This window comes from Paenibacillus sp. J2TS4 (assembly GCF_018403245.1).
Taxonomy (GTDB): domain Bacteria; phylum Bacillota; class Bacilli; order Paenibacillales; family NBRC-103111; genus Paenibacillus_L.
In genome coordinates this window covers 25,461-46,596 of sequence record NZ_BOSH01000023.1, presented here as the reverse complement: position 1 = coordinate 46,596, position 21,136 = coordinate 25,461, and the positions used below count along the sequence as shown (strand labels likewise).

At 47.3% G+C, this 21,136-nt stretch carries 21 protein-coding genes; 9 read left to right on the top strand and 12 right to left on the bottom strand.

Annotated elements, in window-relative coordinates:
- Positions 1-78: 78 nt before the first annotated feature.
- Positions 79-939, bottom strand: a complete 861-nt coding sequence (locus tag KJS69_RS28070) for a carbon-nitrogen hydrolase family protein (protein WP_213587364.1) — start codon at positions 937-939, stop codon at positions 79-81.
- A gap of 298 nt (positions 940-1,237) precedes the next feature.
- Between KJS69_RS28070 and KJS69_RS28065 the strand changes: the two genes are divergently transcribed.
- On the top strand, positions 1,238-1,504 hold the full coding sequence (locus tag KJS69_RS28065) for a YqkE family protein (RefSeq protein WP_213587362.1): 267 nt from the start codon (positions 1,238-1,240) through the stop codon (positions 1,502-1,504).
- A gap of 227 nt (positions 1,505-1,731) precedes the next feature.
- On the opposite strand, the gene KJS69_RS28060 is transcribed toward KJS69_RS28065, so the two are convergent.
- The 10 genes from KJS69_RS28060 to KJS69_RS28015 form a co-directional block, all read right to left on the bottom strand.
- The gene (locus KJS69_RS28060; protein ID WP_213587360.1) at positions 1,732-2,964 is read right to left on the bottom strand and encodes an MFS transporter; all 1,233 of its coding nucleotides are present in this window, start codon (positions 2,962-2,964) and stop codon (positions 1,732-1,734) included.
- Entirely contained in the window at positions 2,957-4,072 is a 1,116-nt protein-coding gene (locus KJS69_RS28055) for a response regulator transcription factor (RefSeq protein WP_213587358.1), read from the bottom strand. The genes KJS69_RS28060 and KJS69_RS28055 overlap by 8 nt, the downstream gene beginning before the upstream one ends.
- A gap of 17 nt (positions 4,073-4,089) precedes the next feature.
- Positions 4,090-5,874 carry a cache domain-containing sensor histidine kinase gene (locus KJS69_RS28050; RefSeq protein WP_213587357.1) on the bottom strand — a complete coding sequence of 595 codons (1,785 nt, stop codon included), beginning with the start codon at positions 5,872-5,874 and terminating at the stop codon, positions 4,090-4,092.
- A gap of 67 nt (positions 5,875-5,941) precedes the next feature.
- Positions 5,942-7,249 (bottom strand): Gfo/Idh/MocA family oxidoreductase, encoded by a 1,308-nt coding sequence (locus KJS69_RS28045; protein WP_213587355.1) that lies wholly within the window; start codon positions 7,247-7,249, stop codon positions 5,942-5,944.
- Positions 7,250-7,292: 43 nt separating this feature from the next.
- On the bottom strand, positions 7,293-8,186 hold the full coding sequence (locus KJS69_RS28040) for a carbohydrate ABC transporter permease (RefSeq protein WP_213587388.1): 894 nt from the start codon (positions 8,184-8,186) through the stop codon (positions 7,293-7,295).
- A gap of 23 nt (positions 8,187-8,209) precedes the next feature.
- Positions 8,210-9,124: an ABC transporter permease gene (locus KJS69_RS28035; protein ID WP_213587353.1), complete on the bottom strand. Its 915-nt coding sequence runs from the start codon at positions 9,122-9,124 to the stop codon at positions 8,210-8,212.
- A gap of 17 nt (positions 9,125-9,141) precedes the next feature.
- The gene (locus tag KJS69_RS28030) at positions 9,142-10,803 is read right to left on the bottom strand and encodes an extracellular solute-binding protein (protein WP_213587351.1); all 1,662 of its coding nucleotides are present in this window, start codon (positions 10,801-10,803) and stop codon (positions 9,142-9,144) included.
- Between the two features lie 331 nt (positions 10,804-11,134).
- Positions 11,135-11,818, bottom strand: a complete 684-nt coding sequence (locus tag KJS69_RS28025) for a class I SAM-dependent methyltransferase (protein WP_213587349.1) — start codon at positions 11,816-11,818, stop codon at positions 11,135-11,137.
- Positions 11,819-12,283: 465 nt separating this feature from the next.
- Complete coding sequence (locus KJS69_RS28020; protein WP_213587347.1) at positions 12,284-12,721, bottom strand: hypothetical protein; 438 nt, start codon at positions 12,719-12,721, stop codon at positions 12,284-12,286.
- 88 nt (positions 12,722-12,809) lie between these two features.
- Positions 12,810-13,685 (bottom strand): hypothetical protein, encoded by an 876-nt coding sequence (locus KJS69_RS28015; protein WP_213587345.1) that lies wholly within the window; start codon positions 13,683-13,685, stop codon positions 12,810-12,812.
- Positions 13,686-14,199: 514 nt separating this feature from the next.
- On the opposite strand from KJS69_RS28015, the gene KJS69_RS28010 reads away from it, so the two are divergent.
- The 3 genes from KJS69_RS28010 (at position 14,200) to KJS69_RS28000 (ending at position 16,094) form a co-directional block, all read left to right on the top strand.
- Entirely contained in the window at positions 14,200-15,048 is an 849-nt protein-coding gene (locus KJS69_RS28010; protein ID WP_213587343.1) for an HNH endonuclease signature motif containing protein, read from the top strand.
- 12 nt (positions 15,049-15,060) lie between these two features.
- Positions 15,061-15,576 carry an SMI1/KNR4 family protein gene (locus KJS69_RS28005; protein ID WP_213587341.1) on the top strand — a complete coding sequence of 172 codons (516 nt, stop codon included), beginning with the start codon at positions 15,061-15,063 and terminating at the stop codon, positions 15,574-15,576.
- A 257-nt stretch (positions 15,577-15,833) separates the two neighbouring features.
- Positions 15,834-16,094, top strand: coding sequence for a hypothetical protein (locus KJS69_RS28000; RefSeq protein ID WP_213587339.1), 261 nt, complete (start codon positions 15,834-15,836; stop codon positions 16,092-16,094).
- On the opposite strand, the gene KJS69_RS27995 is transcribed toward KJS69_RS28000, so the two are convergent.
- The gene (locus KJS69_RS27995; RefSeq protein WP_213587337.1) at positions 16,074-17,024 is read right to left on the bottom strand and encodes a DNA-3-methyladenine glycosylase family protein; all 951 of its coding nucleotides are present in this window, start codon (positions 17,022-17,024) and stop codon (positions 16,074-16,076) included. The two genes, KJS69_RS28000 and KJS69_RS27995, sit on opposite strands and share 21 nt — an antisense overlap.
- Before the next feature lie 605 nt (positions 17,025-17,629).
- Between KJS69_RS27995 and KJS69_RS27990 the strand changes: the two genes are divergently transcribed.
- The 5 genes from KJS69_RS27990 to KJS69_RS27970 all read left to right on the top strand — a co-directional run bounded on the left by KJS69_RS27990 (position 17,630) and on the right by KJS69_RS27970 (position 21,132).
- On the top strand, positions 17,630-18,220 hold the full coding sequence (locus KJS69_RS27990; protein WP_213587386.1) for a bifunctional transcriptional activator/DNA repair enzyme AdaA: 591 nt from the start codon (positions 17,630-17,632) through the stop codon (positions 18,218-18,220).
- Positions 18,210-18,743: a methylated-DNA--[protein]-cysteine S-methyltransferase gene (locus tag KJS69_RS27985; RefSeq protein WP_213587335.1), complete on the top strand. Its 534-nt coding sequence runs from the start codon at positions 18,210-18,212 to the stop codon at positions 18,741-18,743. Before KJS69_RS27990 ends, KJS69_RS27985 begins: the two co-directional genes overlap by 11 nt.
- Before the next feature lie 331 nt (positions 18,744-19,074).
- Complete coding sequence (locus KJS69_RS27980) at positions 19,075-19,530, top strand: DUF1641 domain-containing protein (RefSeq protein ID WP_213587333.1); 456 nt, start codon at positions 19,075-19,077, stop codon at positions 19,528-19,530.
- A gap of 16 nt (positions 19,531-19,546) precedes the next feature.
- Complete coding sequence (locus tag KJS69_RS27975; RefSeq protein WP_213587331.1) at positions 19,547-20,725, top strand: NAD(P)/FAD-dependent oxidoreductase; 1,179 nt, start codon at positions 19,547-19,549, stop codon at positions 20,723-20,725.
- A gap of 146 nt (positions 20,726-20,871) precedes the next feature.
- Positions 20,872-21,132: a hypothetical protein gene (locus tag KJS69_RS27970; RefSeq protein WP_213587329.1), complete on the top strand. Its 261-nt coding sequence runs from the start codon at positions 20,872-20,874 to the stop codon at positions 21,130-21,132.
- Positions 21,133-21,136: the final 4 nt, after the last annotated feature.

The window sequence follows — 21,136 nt, the reverse complement described above, 5'->3', positions numbered from 1 at the left end:
CCCATCCCTCCGCATTCTCCAGCGGCAACCGCGGGCGGTCGTCCACTCCCATGAAATGATCCGGTTCACAGCCCGTCGCTATTCCTTCCAATCCGGGTACAGATCGGTTCGCCGGTCGCGCCAGGTCGTCACGGAACCGCTCTCGCGAACCTGATACAGCAGCTCTAAATCCAGATCTGCGGTTACGAGCATGTCTTGGTTGATTTCCCCTTGGGCCAGAATTCCTTGAGGAGGAAAGGGGATGTCGTTAGGCGTAATAATCGCTGCCTGGCCGAAATTGGCCCGCATGAAGTCCACCGTGGGCAGGGAACCGACCGTCCCGCTGACGACGACGTACACCTGATTCTCGATCGTTCGGGCATGACTGGTGTAACGGACTCGATGGAAGCCGTGCCGGTCATCCGTGCAGGAGGGGCAAAAAATAACGTCGGCCCCCTTAGCCTTGACCATACGAACGATCTCCGGAAATTCAATGTCGTAGCAGGTCAATATGGCGATCTTGCCCTTATCGGTTTCGAACACCTGCAGGCTCTCACCGGGAGTCATGCTCCACTCCTTCTCTTCGGTGGGGGTCATATGGAGCTTCGGCTGCTCCGCCACGGTTCCGTCCGGATAGAACAGAAAAGCGGTATTATACAACCGATTTTCTTTGCGGATGACATGGGTTCCCCCGATGATGTGCACGTTCATGTGCTTGGCCAGAGAGGTGAACAAATTCAGGTAGCGCTCTGTAAAATCAGGCAAATCTGCAATCGATAAAGCGCGGCCCCGATTATCGCCGATGGACATTAGTTGGGTCGTGAAATATTCGGGAAACAGGATAAATTCGGCATCGTATTCCGCCGCGGTCCTAACATAATGCTCCGCTTGCCGGGCAAATTCCTCGAAGGAGCTGACCGTATGCAGGTGATATTGAACCGACGACACTCTTAATTTCATAGTGGTGCCTCCTTGGATAGGATATTGATTTCTATCTGACCTCTAAAAGCTCTTAGTTTAGTATCAAGGGAACATTCTCATTGTGCTAAAAATATGACTACCTGGCAAGCACCTACCGAAAGGTCCATTCAGGTTTGATTTTTAGGAATGGGATGATCATAGAACAATTCGCATTCCTTCCTCCATTATACAGTAGGATTAAGCTTTCCTGATATAGTATGCTATAAAGAGGGGAGGCGGGTTGGACAGTGGAATGGAAGGACCGGATCAAGCAATAACCAACTTGAGGTGATGACCGATGGCCAATAAGAAATCGACAAGAAGCGGGCACAACCGATCCAAAGCAGATTCCTCCGAAATGGGGACATTAAAGGAGCTTTTGTCCAGCGATATCATCAATCGGTTGAAGGAACAGGCCGACGACTGGAAGGCGGAAGAAGAGAAGCAGAAGCAGGAAAAGAGAAAACAGGCAGAGGAAGCGCGTAAGGCTGAGCGGAAAAAGCTGGAAAACAATTTTGAATACCTGTTGGACAACAGCGATATGGACTGGAAAAAGTATAAATAAAACGGTGGAAAGACCATCCTGAGTGATATGCTCCCCTTGTGGTAGACAGTGGAAATAATAAAACTGTCTACTTGACAGGGAGCAGATCAGAGAGGACGGTCTTTTTCCTTCAGAGCAGAATGAACAATAAAGCAGCTCCAACAGCGAAGAAAGGAGGCCGGCTCATGGGAACCCTATGGAAACATGCGGGCCTCATCGGGACTTTTACTTTAGCGACATCAGATGACTTATTGCCCCACTTCCGCTCTTTGCGGCCAATCCCGATTCTTACTGTCTGACGGAAGCAGAAACCCTAGGATGCCGAATAAGGGCAGGAAAGAACTGCAAAGGATGACCAGCGTCAGGTCGGTCAGATCGATCAACCCGCCAATCGCCACCGCTCCGATAGCCCCCATGCCGAATGCCAGACCGGTAATCAGACCGGAGACGGTTCCTACCTGTCCAGGCACCAACTCCTGTACATAAACAACGGTCACAGAGAAGCTGCTGTGATTAATGAGTCCGAGAATAAACAGCAGCGGATAAGCCCATAGTTCGTTCGCATAGGGCAGCAGGATGGCAAAAGGAGACGCACCCAGCAGGGAGAGCAGAATGACGCTCTTTCTGCCGATCCGGTCGGATAAAGGCCCGCCGAGGAAAGTTCCGGCAATACCGGCGCCTACATATACAAAAATATACCACTGCGCCTCGGGAATCGTAATCCGAAACTGTTCCATCAGATAAAAGACGAAATAATTCGAAAGGCCCGCTCCGTACCAGGATCGCAAGAAGACGATTAGGATAACAATGCCGACGGCGAGCCTCACTTGTTTCCAATGACCCTTGTCTGCTTGCTGTACCACTTTACTTTGGATTTTCTGGGTGGAATCGGATAGATAGCCCCGGTACCAACCGGCCAGCCTTAGCTGAATGACCACTCCAATAGCAGCGACCAGAGTAAACCAGATCGCTCCAAATTGCCCGAACGGATAAAAAATCAACGCCGTCATGATTGGCGCCAGTGCGCTGCCGGTGTTTCCCCCTACTTGAAAAATGGACTGGGCCAAGCCCCTTCGGTTTCCGGCGGCCAGGTAGGCAATGCGAGCCCCTTCCGGGTGAAACATGGCGGAAGCGGCCCCTACTAAAATCACCGATCCGAGAACCGCGATATATCCCGGGGAAATGGCGAGACAGAGCATGCCCAATAAGGCTATAGACATGCCTATAGGGAGCAGCCGGGGCGAGGGCCGTTTGTCCGAATACCATCCGACCACCGGTTGCATGACGGAAGAGGAAAAATACAGGATGAAAGTGATCGTGCCGAGCTGGGTGTAGGATAATCCCAGTGTATCCCGCAATATAGGATAAGAGGCCGGTATGACGGCTTGAAGCGAGTCGTTGATTAAATGGACCAGACTGACAGCCAATAATATAGGGTAAAGGGTCTCCTTCTTGTATCCTGACTTCAGGCGCTCAATCATAACAAAGCTCTTCTTCATCGGCGATCTCGACCATCCGTCTGTACTCCTTGGGTGTTATGCCGTAATACTCTTTGAACAGCTTGGAGAAGTGCTCGCTGTTTTCATAACCTACCCTATTAGCCACCTCATACACCTTCATATTTTGATCCAGCAGCATCATTTTCGCTTTCTTCATCCGCACATTAACCAGGTACTTCCACAGGGTTAATCCGGTGTTCCGCTTGAACAAAGCTGTCAGGTAGGAACGGCTGATCGGAATTAAATCGGCCAGTCTCTCCAAATTCAATTTATCGGCAAAGTGTGCGTCGATATATTGTTTGATGCGGTGAATGATTCTATCGTTGTCACTTGTATGCTCTTTTCTCATCCTGTCAAAAAAGTGAAGGATGCTTCCTTCCATCCGCATGACGGCATTCAGCCGGTAATATTCTCTTATTCTTTGACGGGACAGTACGGTGAAATCCACATTCCATTCACGGAGGGGGAGTACGTTATCCGGGACAGGCGGACGTTTCAGTGCTGCGGCAACCATCTCGATCCATGCGGTCGACAAAGCTTTTAATAAACAGTAGTCTTCGTCAATCCATCCTTCCATCAGGTTCAAAGTATCCACGACAAGCAGGGGGTATTTGTCGGCACGGTTGGTCAAGATGTAGTCCGTCCAGCGCTGCAGCATCTCTTGGTACTGGTCATTGTTATGCAGAAGAAGATGAAGGACTTCATCCATTCTTGTTTTTTCGATAAGGACAGCCGCACTCTCCAACGACTGCTGCAAAGCGGCCCGATCGACAGGCTTCAAAATATAATCAGCGACATTCAATTGGATCGCTTGCTGGGCATAAGCAAATTCATTGTAGCTGGATACGACAATGCTTAGAATCCGAGGATGATTCTGTCTGATGCGTTGGATTAATTCCAATCCGTCCATGATGGGCATGCGTATATCCACAATACAGATGTCCGCGTAATGGGCTTCCAGCCACTTCAAAGCCTCTATTCCATTGGCCGCAAACCCGGACACGACGAATGGACTCCCGAATTGCTCGATCTTCGCGGCAATCCCCGTACGGATGTAGGGCTCATCATCCACTACCAAAATGCGTAACATCGTACGATCCCCCTCGGTCATATATTCGTAGGCAAACCAATGTGTACTTCTGCACCGCCGTTATGACTATTCCCTACCTGGATACGGGTCCTGTGCGAACCATATTGCATCATTAGCCGGTAACGGATATTGAGCAGTCCGATGCGTTGGAAATCCGAATAATGCGAGTTTTCCTTTTGCAGTTTATCATTCAATTCCTTAATTTTGTTCTCCGGAAATCCTGTTCCGCTGTCGGCAAAATAAATTTCTATCTTATTTTCTTCGATCCTTCGAATAGTTACGGACAAATGAAGGGCTCCGCCGGACGTTTCGAAGCCGTGCTTTACAGCATTTTCCGCAAGCGGTTGCAGAATCACTTTGGGACAGACTGCCTTCCAACACGTCTCTTCTACGGATAAGTCGTATGTAAACTTATCGCCGTAACGGGTTTGAATAATATGCAAATACCTTTGCATATGTTCGACCTCGTCCTGGATCGTCGCTTTCGTATCCTTATAATTGGCCGTATAGCGGAACAGGTTGGCCAAGTCCACGGTCATCTGTTCAATATCGGCTGCGCGGATTTGAGACGCCATGGAGTTAATGATCTCCAGCGTGTTATACAGAAAATGCGAATCGATCTGCGATTGCAGCGAGAACAGAACAGCCTGCTGCTCGGCCACCTTGGACTCGGCCAGCCGTTTGATATGCTCCTGCAGATCCTCCAGCATCCGATTGTACGAGTTCGTCAGAGCCGAAATCTCATCCTGCCCCTCTACTTCTACGGGAACATGGATATGACCTAGTCCCGTATGCTTCATAAACCGCTTGAGCTTGCTTAGACGTCTTGTTATAGATGAGGAAACTACAACAATGGAAATCGCCGATACAATCAAGCAAGCGGCAGTAATCCCGAATACAACATTTCGGATCTTATAAATGCTTGCCGCAATATCTTCGTATGGAATGAGGATGACCGATTTCCAATCGGTGCCGGCTATGTTCTCATAGATGGCTATCTCACCCGAATCGTTCCAGACAAACGCCCCGCTTGCCGACTTATCCATCTCCTGCATCATAGAAGCCTCCAATGGGGAAAGAAAGCGATCCTTATCCGGGTGGGCCACGATGATTCCTTCCGAATTGACAAGAAAGCCGACTCCATGGTTGCCGGGATTCATTTCCTTCAATATGCTTTCCAGCAGCGTAGGCTGGATATCGATTCTCAAATAAGTAGACCCATCGAGGCCGAATTTTTTCACCAAAGTGATGACCTGCAGCGATAGGGGATTCAGCGTTGCATCCACATAATTACGGCTCGTTTCCACCCTATAGGTCGTCTGGCCTGCAGGCGAAATCTGCTCCAACCAGGCTTCCCCGCTCATACTGTAATCTAGCTGCAAACCGTATACCGGTGAATAATGCGCTTCATTACCATTCGTGTTGTACAAGGTAAGGGATAACAGCTCGGGATGTGTTCGCGCGAATGGCTGGATATAATCATTGACAATCATGGAGTAAGGAACGATGGACTCCGCTTTGCGCGCACCGGTCAAGCTGGTCCAGGATAGAAGCTCCTGGCTGGAGCTCAACGTAAACATGAATTGTTCGATGTCTCCCAAATACCGGTCCAAATTCAGATTGGCCTGTTTGAGGATGAGCCGGCTTAACTGTATGGAGTCTTTCTCGATAGCCATCGTGACATACCGGCTGACAAAGAAGCCGATGATGATCAGATTGAACATAACAATGACGAGGAAAATAGAAATCAATTTCCACTTTAGAGATGACCTCCATCGGTTGATTACAAGTTTGGCCGGCAAATGAAGTCCCACCTATCCCCTAATAATTCAGCCCTTAAATCATTAAGCCCTTAAATCATTCAGGCCGTTACTTTCCAGCGGACTCCTTTAACACTTCGAAAATAAGGGTCCGGATCGGTTGATCGCTGTTATTTTCCAACCCGTGCTTCCACCAAGGCTTGTTCAGGATGACATCTCCGGCTTTGACCTGCCGCGTCTCGCCGTTGACGGTCATTAATCCGGTCCCTTCCAGGATAATATATACCTCTTCGTCCTCCCGGTGACCGTGATAGCCGATGGAAGCCCCTGGAGGGATTTCCCCGTAGCCGAGGAACATAATCGGCGTATCGAAATCTTCGCGGGAATACAATCTTTTCCCCCGGGTCATTCCTTTCCCGTGATGGCTGACGGATGGCTGACCGAATTCCATATCGTAAAAATTGCGGACAATCATCGGACCATACCCCCAACTCGCTGAAGTGTCGATCGTTTGATTCGTAGTGATGGATTCCCTGCAATAATGTGCGAGCGCCTGGTTTTTCAAGTAATCCTTGGCGCTTGTCTCCGGCTCTCTCTGCTCCTCGAGTGCCTGTAGAAATTCCGTAAACGGTCCTGGAGCAGGGACATCGCTAAAATCGTCAATCAACGTGGTGGTTCCGTCTTTCGTCAGATGAATTTGATTGTCTATCAGTTCAAGACAGCCTTGCTCGCCTTCGATCCGCCAATTGCCGGCCCAATCGGTATGCTTGCCCTTCGATCGGACAGAGCACCGGAAGGTGGCCGTAATGCCTGCTTGCAGTTCCATGACGATATTCAGGCTATGGCGGAATGCTGCGAATACTTTGCCAATCTCCCGCCCCGTCAAGTAGCGGATCAGATCGAAATGATGGACGATCAGCCCTTCCAGAATAGCGGTTTTATCCGGATGAGCCGTTTCGCTGTAACGGTAGAAAACCCCGTCGACCGTAAGGATGCTGCCGATTTCACCGTCCTCGATGAGCTTTCTTAACTTTCGGACAAACGGGAAAGCGCGGTAGTTTTCGGCGATCATGAACGGAATGTTTTCTTTCTCCGCTCTTTCGACCATCGCGATGGCATCCTCGTAGTTGTCCGCAATCGGCTTTTCACAAAAGACGGGAATTCCATGATCAAATGCGATATGGTTGATTTCCTTGTGGATATGCGGCGGAGTGACATTGAGCAGCACATCGGGTCGTTCCTTCTCAATCGCTTCTTGTACTGAGGTATAGAAAGGAATTCCGTCTTCTTCCACCTTAGCCCGCTTGTTTTCATCCGTATCGGCAACCGCCAGCAGCAGCTCACTGTATTGATTGCGAAGCCTCCGGTACCATCCGGAACCAAATCCTCCAATGCCGACCAGTAATGCTTTCATCATTTATCCCTCCATGATTATGGTTTATGTATCCGGGAATGGCGGATTACCCTTTGAGCGATCCGACCATTACACCTTTAACAAAATATTTTTGTACAAAAGGGTACAGCACGATCATCGGCAAGCTGGAAAGAATAATCAGCGAATATTTCAATAATTCGCTTAAGTAGAAATTTTTACTTTCCTCATGCACATTCAGTGTAATATCGCTCGTCGTATTTAACAGCAATATTTCCCGCAAATAGATTTGTAACGGAAATTTGTTCTTGTCGGATAAATAGAGCAGCGCGTCGAAGAAGCTGTTCCAATGCCCAACCGCATAGAAGAGCGTAATAACGGCAATGACCGCACCGGACAGCGGCAGGACGATGCTGAGCAAAAACCGGAAGTTGCTGCATCCGTCCATCTTGGCCGATTCCAGCAATTCAGCAGGAATGTTGCTGCGGAAAAAGCTCATCATCACGACGACATTAAAGATGCTCATGGCGTTCGGAATAAGCAGCGCCCAGCGGGTGTTCAACAGCCCAAGCTCTTTCACGAGCAAATAATTGGGGATGAGCCCTCCCGAAAATATCATCGTAAAGGCAAAGATCAGCATGATCGTTCTTCCGCCGTAAAAATCTTTGCGCGAAAGCGGGTAAGCCGCTGCGATCGTCATGACCACATTGATGACCGTCCCCGCCACAGTGTACAATAAACTGTTGGAATAGCCGATCCAGACGCTTTTGTATTCGAACACGGCTTTATATCCGGCCAGACCGATATCTACGGGAAAAAGCCATACTTTCCCTCCCATAAGTGACTCAGGTGAACTGAACGAGGCGCTGAGCACGAACACAAGAGGGTATATCACCACCAGCAGAAGGATGCTGGCGAACAGGTAGTTGGCAACGGTGAATAGCTTATCCAGCCCCGTTTCTTTGATCAGCCGGTTTTCGATCAAGGCTCATCTCTCCTTCGGGCTTACCATAGGCTTGTGTCGCTTACTTTTCTGGCTAATTTGTTCACCGACACTATAAGAATCAATCCGATCACAGATTTAAACAGCCCTATGGCAGTGGCGTAAGAATAGTTGGGAATTCCCGAGATAATGCCCACTTTATACACGTAAGTGTCAATCACTTCCGAAGCTTCCAGGTTCAATTGATTTTGCAGCAGCAGCACTTTCTGGAAGCCTATGTTCATGATCTGGCCGACTTCCAGAATGAGCAGGACGACGATCGTGGGCATGATTCCCGCAATATCGATATGCCATATGCGCTGAAATTTACTGGCGCCATCCATGACGGCCGCTTCATGCAGATGCGGATCAATTCCCGATAAGGCCGCCAAATAAATAATCGATCCCCAGCCGATTTGCTGCCAGATTCCGGACCAGACGTAGATGGATTTGAAATAGACCGGCTCTCCGAGAAAATTAATGGGCTTACCGGAAATCGCCTCGATCATCTGATTGATAATTCCCGTATGAACCGACAGCAGTTGAACGACAATACCGACCAATACGACGACCGAAATGAAATGGGGAGCGTAGGTAACCATCTGTACCACTTTTTTGAACCGGCGGTTCCTTAAATAATTGAGCGATAGCGCCAGGATGATCGGTGCGGGAAACCCGATCCCCAAATTGTAAAGGCTCAGTGCCAAAGTATTCTTAAGCACAACGACAAAGTCGTAGGAGCCGAAAAATCGTGCAAAATGGGAAAGTCCTGTCCAATCGCTGCCCCATATCCCTTTGGCAAGGCTGTAGTTTTTAAAAGCGATCAGCAATCCGTACATCGGCATGTAATGAAAAACGACAACGTACACAAAGGGCAGAAAGATCAGCACGTAAAGTTGCCAATTGTCCCAAACTTGCTTGCGCCTTACCGCATTCACCCCTCCACCCCCCGAATTTACTCCTTGTTCTTATCGTAAGTTTCCTGCAGAATTTCCAAATACTGCTTCAGTCCGGCATTATTCAGCTCTTGAATGTACTTATCCCAATCTTTATCGATATCGAGATTTCCTGTTACAAATTTAAGCATGAACTGGCGAACGACGCCGACTATATTTTTTTGCAAATCTCCATACTTGGCTAAATCTTCAGGCATGAAATAGAGGAACGGCAGCTTTTTATCCAGCATGGAATACGGTTTGTACAGATCTTTAGTCGTATTATAAAGAATGACCTCGCTGTCCATTTCGGGTGTGACTTCGTAGCGGTACATCGATTTTACCGTGCTGGAGCTGGGAACGGTCTGATTCCAGTAATAATTGCCCGGTGTCCCCGGCTGTACCAAAATCCGGAATTCTGCGGGTGTGACTCCGTCCAAACCGAATTTGCCCGGCTCTATCTTCTCCCAGTGAACGCCTTCTATGCCGTAAGACGGGCTCATGCCGGTCTCCAGCATTTGGGACGAATCGTAAAAAAAATCGATCCAGCGAATGGCCGCTTCCGGATTTTTGGCATTTTTCGTAATGACAAATTCTGCAGGAATGGCGCTTTCCCCTTTATCGAAGCCGTATCGTTTACCATCCGGACCGGCCAGAATAGGTACGGGAACGAAGTCTTTGTCCCGCCCGAGAGGGGAGTTGTTGACCGAGAACTGGGTCCATATCAGGCCCGGCGCCGCACCTAAACGCGAGCCTTCCTGCGCTTCCGATAAAGCGGTCAATGCTTTGCGATCCTGGGTGAAAGATTCCGGCGAAAGCAGTTCCTCTTGGATCAGCTTCCTCAAATACTTAAGCCCTTCCTTATAACCATCGCTATCTCCGGTAAAAACGATCTTGTCATCCTCCACCATGACATAGGTATCCCTGTCGAAGAATAGGAACGATTGCATGATAAAAGATTCGGGCTCGTTATTATCCTGGGTCGCGCCGGCAAAGGGAATCTCGTCAGCTTTGCCGTTTCCATTCGGATCTTGGGTTTTAAACGCTTTCAATACGTTGTAGAATTCTTCCGTCGTTTGCGGCATTTGCAGGCCGAGATTGTCCAGCCACTTCTGATTGATCCATAATTTCTTCGGCATGGACGTGTGGACGTTCTCCGAATACCGGGGCAGCCCGTATATGTTGCCATCCGGCGCATATAGATACTTCCTTGATTCCGGAACCTGCTCCATCATTTTCTCAATGTTAGGGGCATACTGGTCAATCAAGTCGTTAAGCGGAAGGAATAAGCCTTGGCTTCCATAGGCTACCAATTGGCTTGGGGTAAGCCCTGCGGTCATAATCACCTCCGGCAAATCGCCGCCGGCCAACGTCACCTGCAGCTTCTCGGCCAATGCCGACACCGGTACCGTTTGCCAATCGATATGAATGTTGGTCTTCTCTTCATACCATTGGGTGAACTCGTTAGTGGCGTAATCCTCCACTTTCGGGTCCTGCTTCGTGAACAGCTTGATCGTGATTTTCTCATCCACAATCGGAAACGTCCCCGGAGCCGAAACGTTCTTTTTGTCTGCCGCTGTTTTTCCCCCAGGAGGCGGGTTCCCCGTGCAACCGGTCAATACGGCCGTACCGCATAACAGCCAAACCAATGGTTTGGAAACGCATACAGGAAAATTTCTCAACTGTGCTTGCTCTCCTTTCCTTATTGGGATTTAAGCTCACCTCATCTTGTTAACGGCTTTCCTTCTCGATGTTCTCTTCATTATGGATGCTTAGACGGATACGTACAATGTGGTAATATACTAAAATATATAGTGATTTTACGATGTTTGCGGGAGAGGAAATGGATCACGCGAAGAATGAACGAATGCTCCCGGACCGTCCAGGGGATGACAGAATATAGTTGGCCTGATGACCTGCTGATCTGACCCTCCACTGTCAACGCCGCACGCGCACCTGGAGAGGTGCGCGTGCGGATGACGGGAAGAGTCGGTATTAAACGATAGCAGGGGATCAGCGTGCTTTTTTTCCATAGAAAACGGCGAATTCCAGATTTTTGTACATGCAGTCCACCTCGTTAAAGCCGGCTTCCTCCATCCATCGGATTTGCTCCTCTACCGAGGCGTTGATGTCGTGCTTTCTTCTTTCCACCGAGGCGTCGATCATTTCCTGCGCAAGACCGCTCGCGCGAACAGAAGCCATCCAGCGCCGCTTATAGTAGGCATCCGTTTCGGGAGTGGGGCCCCGCGCTTGGTCGGCATTGACGAATACTCCGCCATCCCGCAGTGCATGATACACGTTCGCAAACAATTTTCTTTTGCCGGCATGGGGCAGATGATGAATGGATAGCGAAGAGATTATGAAATCGTAGCATTCAGTAAAAGCATAATCGGAATAGTCGGCTGCAATATACTGAACATTGCTCGCTGAAGGGCTGAATCTCTGGCGGGCTTTATCCAGCATCGGATCGCTGAAATCGATGAGGGTCAGCTGAGCCTGCGGGTACTTCTGCAGAACGAGACCGGATAACAGCCCGGTCCCTGCGCCCAGATCCAGAATACGAGGGGAAGGATCAGCGCTCTCTACCAAAGACAAGGCCGTCCCGTAAAAATCATCATAGCATGGAATCAAATTTTTCCTCTGCCAGTCGTAGTCTTTTGCCCCGGCATCGAACAGTTTTTTAACAGATGGATCCATATCATTAGCCTCCTCGGAGAATAAGGTTGATTTCATTCTAGTCTTCCGGATCTCATTATTGAAATATATAAATCATATTGCGTTTATAGGAAATAACTATAACGTATTTTGTATAAATATGTTGAACTAAAGAATAACTCTCATTCCGTTCCGAAAAACGACATAATGGCAGCTACTATCTTCGATGTTTGCCATGTCTTTAAAAGACATCACAATATCAATTTTGGATTGGAGTAAGGGGAACGAAATTTCATCCCCTTACCTGTCCCCCCCAATTTGAGGGGCAGCTTTATTCCAATTACACCCAATTCCTTTAAGGAACCAGGTTGCAAAATCCTTCGCTTTCTAGCACTCCGTATGCAATGAAGATTCTGCAGGATCCGGAGCCACCAAATCCCGGGCCCAGCCACATGGCCAAGCGGGGAATTACTCCGTATGCGCACATATTGTGTTTTCTCCAAAACTTCAAGAATTTAAACTTTCTTGCAATAAAACGAAAATTTCGTTTAGTATTTTTTGATCAGTGGGGTCAGAAGAAAACTTTTGAATTAGGTTAAGTAGTTCTTCCTTATTCTTTGGTGCCTTTTTGTTATTATGAAGATCTCTTAACATGACATTTATTTCACTGACACGACTAGTGGTATCAGGAGATTTCTTGTGATAAGAAGTTAATTGGGAAAGAGCACTTGCCTTTGAAGCGTGTTCTATTGCTAACAAATAGCCGGTGTAGTCTATATCGTTTACATCTTCTATACCACCGGATATTCTGCCAATTTCTACCTTATAATTTTGATCGATGCTATTTTGATCGTAGGGAGAAGTTGAACATTTAATTAGTTGGTATACGTTAAAAAGAAGTAATAGAATTAACACGGCACTCAAGATCTTAGTTGCATTTTTCATAATTAACTCCTTTTTTTATTCGGGATTTATATCCTAAAATTCTTTTTTAAACAAAAGGCAGGGGGAAATTCTCCCTGCCTTTTAATATTTACCATCTCAATTGAGCGTGTCCTTGTAATATATCAAAATCCTCCTGTGACGAAAGTGTAAGCCCTCCTCCCCAGGGAATCGTTATTGAGGGATCAATACCCCAAACTCTTTCTTGATGAGCATAGTGGCTATAAGCATCGGCAACAGTTGAGCTTGAATTATTTTTAACAATATCATAGCGCATATATCCTTCGTTTGTTCTGTGTGTATTATCCAAATCAAATTTAAAAGCATACCCTCCAACATCACGTTTATGTGCTGTATACCATTCGGTATTTACCCATCCCGTAGTTACCCAATACTTATATATGCCATATTCTGTAGTAGGCACAGGTGACCATCCAGAATTAAGCCCAATAGACATTACGTCAATAAGATTATAGAACGGTTCTTTCAACCATTCCCAACGCATTGAAACCATCCCGGTATCGTCTGTATACTTAGTTATCCATGTCTCCAGCTTTAACCAATCAGGAGTACCTATTACACAGTCATACCCAGGATTGTTTCCACATCCTCTACCATCACTCATTAAAGAAAGCTCTTCCTCCATTATCAGAAATTCTGCATATTCTTGCTTAGTTGCAACTTTCGACGTTGCTTTAGGTTTGTCTGGATCAGAAAAATCATACTCAATTTTTATATACTTTTCATCTTTACTAGATGCGTCAACTCTTTTCAGATTTTCGTGTAATTTCTGCAATTCTCTTTCGGGGAGTAAGTCAATAACTTTCTGATTATACTGATAACCCTCAATAATTTCCTGTTTCTGTTGTTCTGTTAGTGCAACATTATCCGCTTTTGCAATTCCTCCTCCCGTAATTAGTGTCAGACATAACGTAAGACATGCAGCTACCTTTGTAAAGCTCTTCACACTAATCCATCCTTTCATAAATGTATTTGAACACTGTATGAATTATCCAAAATTGAATAAAATTCTCTTTTTATCCAAAAAATGATTCTTTTATACTAATTATTAAAAAATATGTATTATTCTTTAGGAGATAATAACCAATTAAGGGACTCAAATATATAGACAGTTCTACGAGCTAACTTATCACGTTTTTCAAGGGATTATTTGCCAATAATTATATTGAGGGATTAAACAGGATTGGGAAAGTAGCCTCTTAAAAAGAAGAAAAACCGCATCAAATCAAGGTTTCTTTGTCATAAAAAGTTGCTATTTTTTTCGCAAAAGAAACAGGACACCGTGCCCCTCTTGTCAAATGGTTTAAGTGCCAAGAATAACCGTCCTTCAGGGTTCTACTACAATGATTGGCAGTAAATAGTCATGCTAAACTGGGAAGAACCATTTGTATCGATGTCAACGACCTTCAAGCGAAGATTAAGAGGGGCGGTTCAACGATCCAACTCGCTGGATTAGAACCATGAGTATCTCGTATCCGGGTACGAATGATATTGATGAACAAAAGGCAATACAATATAATATTACAGAAGATGATGATACCTTTTTAGAAGAAATTTTTGAACATACTTTTGAGGGTATTGAAGTTATTATCACGGATACTTCAAATCACAAAACACTTTCATTGGAAGAGTATCTTGACTTAGCTTCTCTTGGAGCAGCCCCAGCTGACCTCAACTCAGTAACCATAACATATGAAGTCTATAATAATACTACTTCCATGAATCTTACCTATACTGCAACATATGCATGGTATACTGGAACGAAACCTACCTCTATTTCAATCAACACGTACTTGGCTTCAGGACCATTGAAATATGGAGCGAAAACTAAACGAGGAACGAATAGTCATACACTTAGAAATGTCGGTCAAACCGCTTCAGTTACAGCAGGTGGACGCACCGATTTTTGGCAAGGTGGTTTTGACGCAACAATCAATTATTTAGGTTTGCCAATGTCAAAACATAGTTCTCTTTCTGACCCGTACCTCTATAATAAAAAGGCAGCATTGTACCCAACATGGCAAGACTCGCACTCTAGAATCAGCATGTATGAGCCGGACAGAGCCGATTGGCCGGAAGTTCCAGCTAGCCAAAGAGTTAGTTGGGGTACAAAAGAACGCACTGAATATATAACGTGGTACCATAAAACTTACGGTACACCTCCATATCCGATACATGTCGGTTCTCAGTATGAGATTCATCATATTAAACCAAGAAAATATGGAGGTACTAATATACCTTCTAACCTTATTCCGTTGCCTGTATCATTCCATAGAACAGTAGTAAACAGCTGGTGGACTAATTATTGATTGGAGGTTATCGTGCCATCAATAGAGAAAACTATAAACGCATTAAAAGAACGGCTTACGGATGGAAAACTATTAATCCAGTATGAAGATGGTTTAGTCGAAGAGGTTACATGCACCTTTAATAGTCCTGCATTGAATAAAGATATCTTGCGCTTGTCAGAATTAACAACGAAGAAATTGCCGCAGGAATATCTAGATTTACTGAACTACAGTAATGGATTCAGATTATTTGATGGAAAGTACGGTGGTGGTTACCATTTTTATAGCGTTGATGAGATTTTTGACGATTATAATTTGGTCACTCCTCCCGATTACTGGATACCTATCGGTGCCTATTGTGGCGATATTTTCTATTTAGATACTTCAGCAAAGAAAAACATGTATCTTATTTTTCAAGATCCAACGGAACTTTTTACCAGAGCAACATACAGATTTAACATTAGCTTAAGTGATTGGCTAGAAAAACTCATTATTGCCCAGGGAAGCCATTTTTGGAGATGGCGAGATTTGCTGGTTGATGATGGGTAAACAAATAACCCCGCTTGGCCGTGTGCTAGGTGGGGTTTACTACTGTATGCCCAGCATGGGCAGCAATAGACTTGGGTGGTTGCGGGCAGACAGATGGCGCTCTTATCTGGGAGGCCATTGATTAGAATAATAACGTCCCTGTCTGATACGCTTGAAAATCCACTTCGTTTCTTGGATCCTACGTATTTCCATCGATTTCAATAACTATAATATCTCCTTTAATTGTCCGGGATGATCCGTCGGTTATTATTCTGGTCGTGGCTTTGCTTCCGCTGGCGGAGCAGGCGGGGATTCATCCATGGATTCTGGTTTTCGTCATTTTATTGTCGACCGATCCTTTTTTCTTCTCCTATCAGTCGCCCACCTACTTGACGGCTTATTACAGTGTGGAAGGAAAGGCATTCAGCCATCGGCAGGGACAACTGGTAGCGTTAGGCTATGCCGCAGCCGTCCTGCTCGTCGCGATTCTGTGCGTTCCGTATTGGACCTGGCTCGGTTTAATAAATACTTCTCCATAAGTAGAAGGTGGCATAAGACTCCCAGCCGGCCCACGTGGAGCCCAGCCTTCGGATTTCTTCAAGCGACGGTTTATTATCCAGTCCCATCAGATGCCGGATGGCATTATGCAATCCGACATCGGCAATAGGAAAGGCGGAGGGAAAGCGAAGGCATCTCATTAAGACATAATTAGCGGTCCACGGGCCAATTCCCCGGATGGCGATCAGTTGCTGTTCGGCGGCCTGGCAGCTTTCCGCCTCCAGAAGCTGCTTCTTGGCCAGCTTTCCTTCGGCCATTAATTGGGCCACGCCAAGCAAATATTCAGATTTTTTGGCGGTCAGCTGTAGTTGGGTCAGGTCATCCACCGACAAGTCTGCAATAGCAGCCGGGGAAGGGAAGCTCCAATATTTGACCCCGTTCCGCTCTACATGCTGTCCGAACGATTCCACGAAACGTCGTTTTAACGTGTAGGCAAAGGTTAAATTAATCTGCTGCCCGATAATTCCCCAGCAAAGAGCCTCGAACAGATCGGGGATGCCCACAAGACGAAGGCCGTAAAATCGGCGGATGACCTTGTTCAGTAAGGCATCGTCCGCGGCCATTTCGTAAAAAGGAGCCAGATCCGTATCCAAATCAAACCACTCATGAACATATCGGGCTATCGCGTCTCTGCTTGACTTGGAGGGAACGTTCTCTTCCAAAAATGTAATGACGAGAGAGCCATCCTGCTCTCCGCTGATTTCGATCACAGGGCCGCTCCGTTCGTCTGTTACCGGAATGTGACTGTATAGTTTACCGTTATCGATACGAAACATACACTCGTTAGGCGAACGGGATAAGTAACCTAATGTTTCGGTAAAGCTGAAGGGCTGCGGGACGACTAGCTGTATTTGCCGCTGTGCGGGTGTTGCAGCCGCCTCGGTCCTCCCCGATTCTTCCTCACGCTTCATATGATTATTCCTCCAATTTAAGATGCCTTAGTGACAAGCCATGATGACTCGCCATGATGACTTCTAGGTGCATCACCTTGTTGATGCCACTTGGGAGACCTCTTGCCGGTTCCAAGCCATCCACGGTGATCTTTATTGCCGAAGATCTAACTGTATTTTGTGTAGGTAAATTCAAGCGAATGGCGGAAAGTGACTAAACGAACTGGAAAAAATGCAGCTAGAATCGAGGTTTTTTGTTGATAGCGCCCTTTTTGCACAAAATAGATGGGGATTTCCACTTAGTTCTTCCTATTTCGCCCTAGAGGGGCAAATTAGCTGTATGAAATCCATTTAGACTCCCATGCCGCTGAAGCGGCACCATCAGATGATGACAATGATGGCTAATTTTCAGAGTGGTTTCCATGAATCCCACTACTATAGTTGTACCACAAGCGGCTTCCTGATGGCTTTTGTAATCTTGCTTTTACATTCCATATAGGGTTACTTGATCGGGCGATTAAGGGTATATTGTTGTTGGAGGTGATCTCGTGACAGATAGGAAGGGCGAGACCGATCGGAATGATCGGCCGGATGCATGCACCGGGAGTTCGGCGGAAGTAGCAGGGATAAGCGAAGAAAAATGGAGGGCTATCGTTCAGAATGATTCGTCTTATGACGGGAAATTTTATTATGCCGTGAAGACGACAGGGATCTTCTGCCGCCCCTCCTGCAAATCGAGGGTCCCTAATAAAGATCATGTCAAGATTTTCACATATGCTGAGGAGGCTCTGTCAGAAGGCTTCCGGCCTTGCAAAAGATGTAAGCCGGATGGAATGCGGCTTCCCGATGAAGAATGGGTGGAGCAGATCGCGCAGTGGATAGAGAAGAACTATACCGAAGCTTGGACCCTGGACATGCTTGCGGATAAATTCCATGGCAGTCCTTATCATCTGCAGCGGACCTTCAAGAGGGTCATGAAGATGTCGCCTGCCGAATATATTCAGCAGGTTCGAATAGCGAAAGCGATGGACGATCTGGCTTCCACGAATAAAACGATTACCGAAGTCGCATTGGCGGTCGGGATTCCCAATGCCGCCCATTTTGCGACCCTGTTTCATAAAAGAACCGGCCTAACGCCGACGAATTACCGGCAGCGAACCGCTCTGAACGCCGACATTCAGCAAAGGAGAGAGGATGGGGGAAAAGATGAACGATAAGAACGTATATTGGACTTTATTTCAACATGAGCAATGGCCGATGTATATGGCCGCGACTTCCCAAGGGCTATGTTACGCGGAATCCGCAAGCCGGACATTGGAGGACTTGATCCGGTGGGCGGAGACTCGCATTCCCGGCTCCCGATTGTTGCAGGATGAAGCGGCGCTTAAGCCTTATACGCGGCAATTCGAGGAGTATTTTCAAGGGAGAAGAACCACTTTTACTATGCCTCTGGATCTTTATGGTACTCCCTTTCAAGTCTCGGTTTGGAACGCCCTGACCGAGATTCCATACGGGCAGACGCTTTCGTATTCAGATATTGCCAAGCGGATTGACAGGCCCAGATCGGTACGTGCCGTCGGCGCCGCGAACGGGGCCAACCCGATTCTAATCGTCGTGCCGTGTCATCGGGTCATCGGGAAGAGCGGAGCTTTGACCGGATACCGGGGCGGCTTGGAGATGAAGGAAGCTTTGTTACGGAAGGAACAAGAAAACTGTCCCACGGCGGTGGAGAATCTGTAGGTTAACGGCTCGTAGGACGACCTCAAACGGGCAAACGGAAGAATAGGCAAGCTTATGACAGCAAACGACATTTAAAGCGCTAAAATTAACAAATTGGTGTTAAAAAATGTTTTTGCAGTTTCTTCACAAAAGGATTACAATACAAACATAAGATCCGTTATAGACTATATCCTTTTCTCAAGTTGTGAAATTTATCACAACTATTTCCATAAGTCTCAGTCCCAATCATCAACCAGAGGAAAGTAAGGTAAGCGTCATCACGGATTATCGCACCAGCAAAGCAATAAGCCAAATATTATGGAAGATTTCAAGCAAAGGAGGCCGTTTACTCATGTCTGAAACACCAGCGCAAAATTCGGCAAACGAAACCAATTCGGCGGCTGTACGCGGAGAATTGGATGTGCTCGATCAGTTGATGAAGCCCGAGGTTCAAAAATCGCTCACGGAATTGGTGGAGCAGCTGCCCAAATTGGCAGAGATGGTCACTCTGATGACCAAGGCGTACGACGTCGCTCAATCGGTAGCTACGGACCGTGTGCTTATTGAAGATTTGAAGGGCGGATTAGGCGAGTTTGTGAAGCCTATTCAGGATAAAGCCAAAGGAATCGCATCCGCTGCCATTGAAGCCAGTGACCGGGCCCAGTCGGAGACGACGACCATTGGGCTGTTCGGACTGCTCAAAATGCTTAAAGACCCGCAAGTTCAAAAAACGTTCCGTTTTGCCCAAGCGTTCCTGGAGGTTATGGCTGAGCGCCAAAAAGGTGAATCGGTTACGGAAACAAAATAAGAATGGAGGATGAACCATGGCTAAGCAGGTTTTAATATTAGGCGGCGGATACGGCGGATTGCTTACAGCCCTTACTGCCAGAAAATATATTTCGGCTGAAGAAGCTTCCATTACAGTTGTCAATCGTAATGGTTCCCACCAAATCGTCACAGAGCTTCATCGTCTGGCCGTTGGCGGCTTGAACGAGAAGAACGTGGCGCTGCCTCTGGAGAAGCTTCTCCGCGGCAAAGACGTCGATTTGAGAATCGATATGGTCAATAATATTGATCTGGAGCAAAAAAAGGTTTCCTTAGCCGGCGGCCTTACATTGGACTACGATGCACTTGTTATCGCGCTGGGCAGTGAAACGGCATTCTTCGGCATTCCCGGCCTGCAAGAGAACAGCTTTACGCTCAAATCGGTGGAGGATGCCAACCGGATTCGCGCCCATGTGGAAGCATGCGTGGACGAGTACAGCCGAACGAAGAATCAAGCGGATGCTACCTTCGTTATCGGGGGAGGCGGTCTATCCGGTATCGAGCTTATCGGTGAAATGGTAGACACACTTCCCGAAATGTGTCTCCGCAAAGGCGTCGATTTTAAAGATATTAAGCTCTATTGCGTAGAAGCCGCTCCTTCGATCCTGCCTGGATTTGCACCTGAGCTGGTGGAACGCGCCAAAACCAGCCTGGAGAAGCGCGGAGTGAACATCTTGACCGGCGTTGCGGTGACAGAGGTTCAAGGCAAGAACGTCATCCTGAAGGATGGCACCACGATCGAAACGAATACGATGGTCTGGACAGGCGGAGTGACCGGCAATACGGTTGTGGCCAACTCGGGCATCGAAGTTAACCGCGGCCGGGCTACCGTTAACGACTTCCTGCAATCGACCTCTCATCCGGATGTATTCCTGGCAGGAGACAGTGCAGTGGTCATGGGGCCGGAAGGTCGTCCATATCCGCCAAGCGCTCAGATTGCATGGCAAATGGGGGAAACCGTCGGTTACAACCTATTCGCTTACTTCAAAGAAGCGCCGATGAAGGAATTTCAGCCGGTCTTCTCCGGAACCTTGGCCAGCTTGGGCAGAAAAGACGCGATCGGAACGATCGGCGGCAACCAAACTCGCCTGAAAGGACTTCCGGCTTCGCTGATGAAGGAAGCCAGCAATATTAGATACTTGACTCATATTAACGGAACTTTCTCTCTGGTATACTAGAATTAACAGAAGTCCCTGGCCTTCGGACAGCTAGTTGCCGGCGGGGACCATACTTGCCGCTTTGCCCCTTTAGGGAGGACTGGATCATTAACTCCAGAGTCTTGCTTAGAGGGGTTTTTTCATGAACCAAATGAGGAGGTAGGCCGATGTCCAAGTCTCGGATCGTGATTGCTCTTTTGGCTGTTGTTATAATTGCCGGGGGAGGGGCTTTATTATGGAAAGGCGGGTGGAACCCCGCTGCGGACCCGGCAGCGGAACCAGCTGCGGGGCCAGCCGATACTCCGCAATCCATCCCTGAGGATCCGCAATCAACCGGCCACCGCAAGTCAACAAGAAGCGATCCGTCAGTATGGGCAGGAAACAGGGAAAGCTTACGATTTGTCAAAGCTGACGAAAAGAGAAGCTAACCTC

Bases quoted from the DNA above. Each gene is read 5' to 3' on its own strand.
- KJS69_RS28070 (WP_213587364.1), bottom strand. From the start codon at position 939: ATGAAATTAAGAGTGTCGTCGGTTCAATATCACCTGCATACGGTCAGC.
- KJS69_RS28065 (WP_213587362.1), top strand. From the start codon at position 1,238: ATGGCCAATAAGAAATCGACAAGAAGCGGGCACAACCGATCCAAAGCA.
- KJS69_RS28060 (WP_213587360.1), bottom strand. From the start codon at position 2,964: ATGATTGAGCGCCTGAAGTCAGGATACAAGAAGGAGACCCTTTACCCT.
- KJS69_RS28055 (WP_213587358.1), bottom strand. From the start codon at position 4,072: ATGTTACGCATTTTGGTAGTGGATGATGAGCCCTACATCCGTACGGGG.
- KJS69_RS28045 (WP_213587355.1), bottom strand. From the start codon at position 7,249: ATGATGAAAGCATTACTGGTCGGCATTGGAGGATTTGGTTCCGGATGG.
- KJS69_RS28025 (WP_213587349.1), bottom strand. From the start codon at position 11,818: ATGGATCCATCTGTTAAAAAACTGTTCGATGCCGGGGCAAAAGACTAC.
- KJS69_RS28020 (WP_213587347.1), bottom strand. From the start codon at position 12,721: ATGAAAAATGCAACTAAGATCTTGAGTGCCGTGTTAATTCTATTACTT.
- KJS69_RS28010 (WP_213587343.1), top strand. From the start codon at position 14,200: ATGAGTATCTCGTATCCGGGTACGAATGATATTGATGAACAAAAGGCA.
- KJS69_RS27995 (WP_213587337.1), bottom strand. From the start codon at position 17,024: ATGAAGCGTGAGGAAGAATCGGGGAGGACCGAGGCGGCTGCAACACCC.
- KJS69_RS27985 (WP_213587335.1), top strand. From the start codon at position 18,210: ATGAACGATAAGAACGTATATTGGACTTTATTTCAACATGAGCAATGG.
- KJS69_RS27980 (WP_213587333.1), top strand. From the start codon at position 19,075: ATGTCTGAAACACCAGCGCAAAATTCGGCAAACGAAACCAATTCGGCG.
- KJS69_RS27975 (WP_213587331.1), top strand. From the start codon at position 19,547: ATGGCTAAGCAGGTTTTAATATTAGGCGGCGGATACGGCGGATTGCTT.
- KJS69_RS27970 (WP_213587329.1), top strand. From the start codon at position 20,872: ATGTCCAAGTCTCGGATCGTGATTGCTCTTTTGGCTGTTGTTATAATT.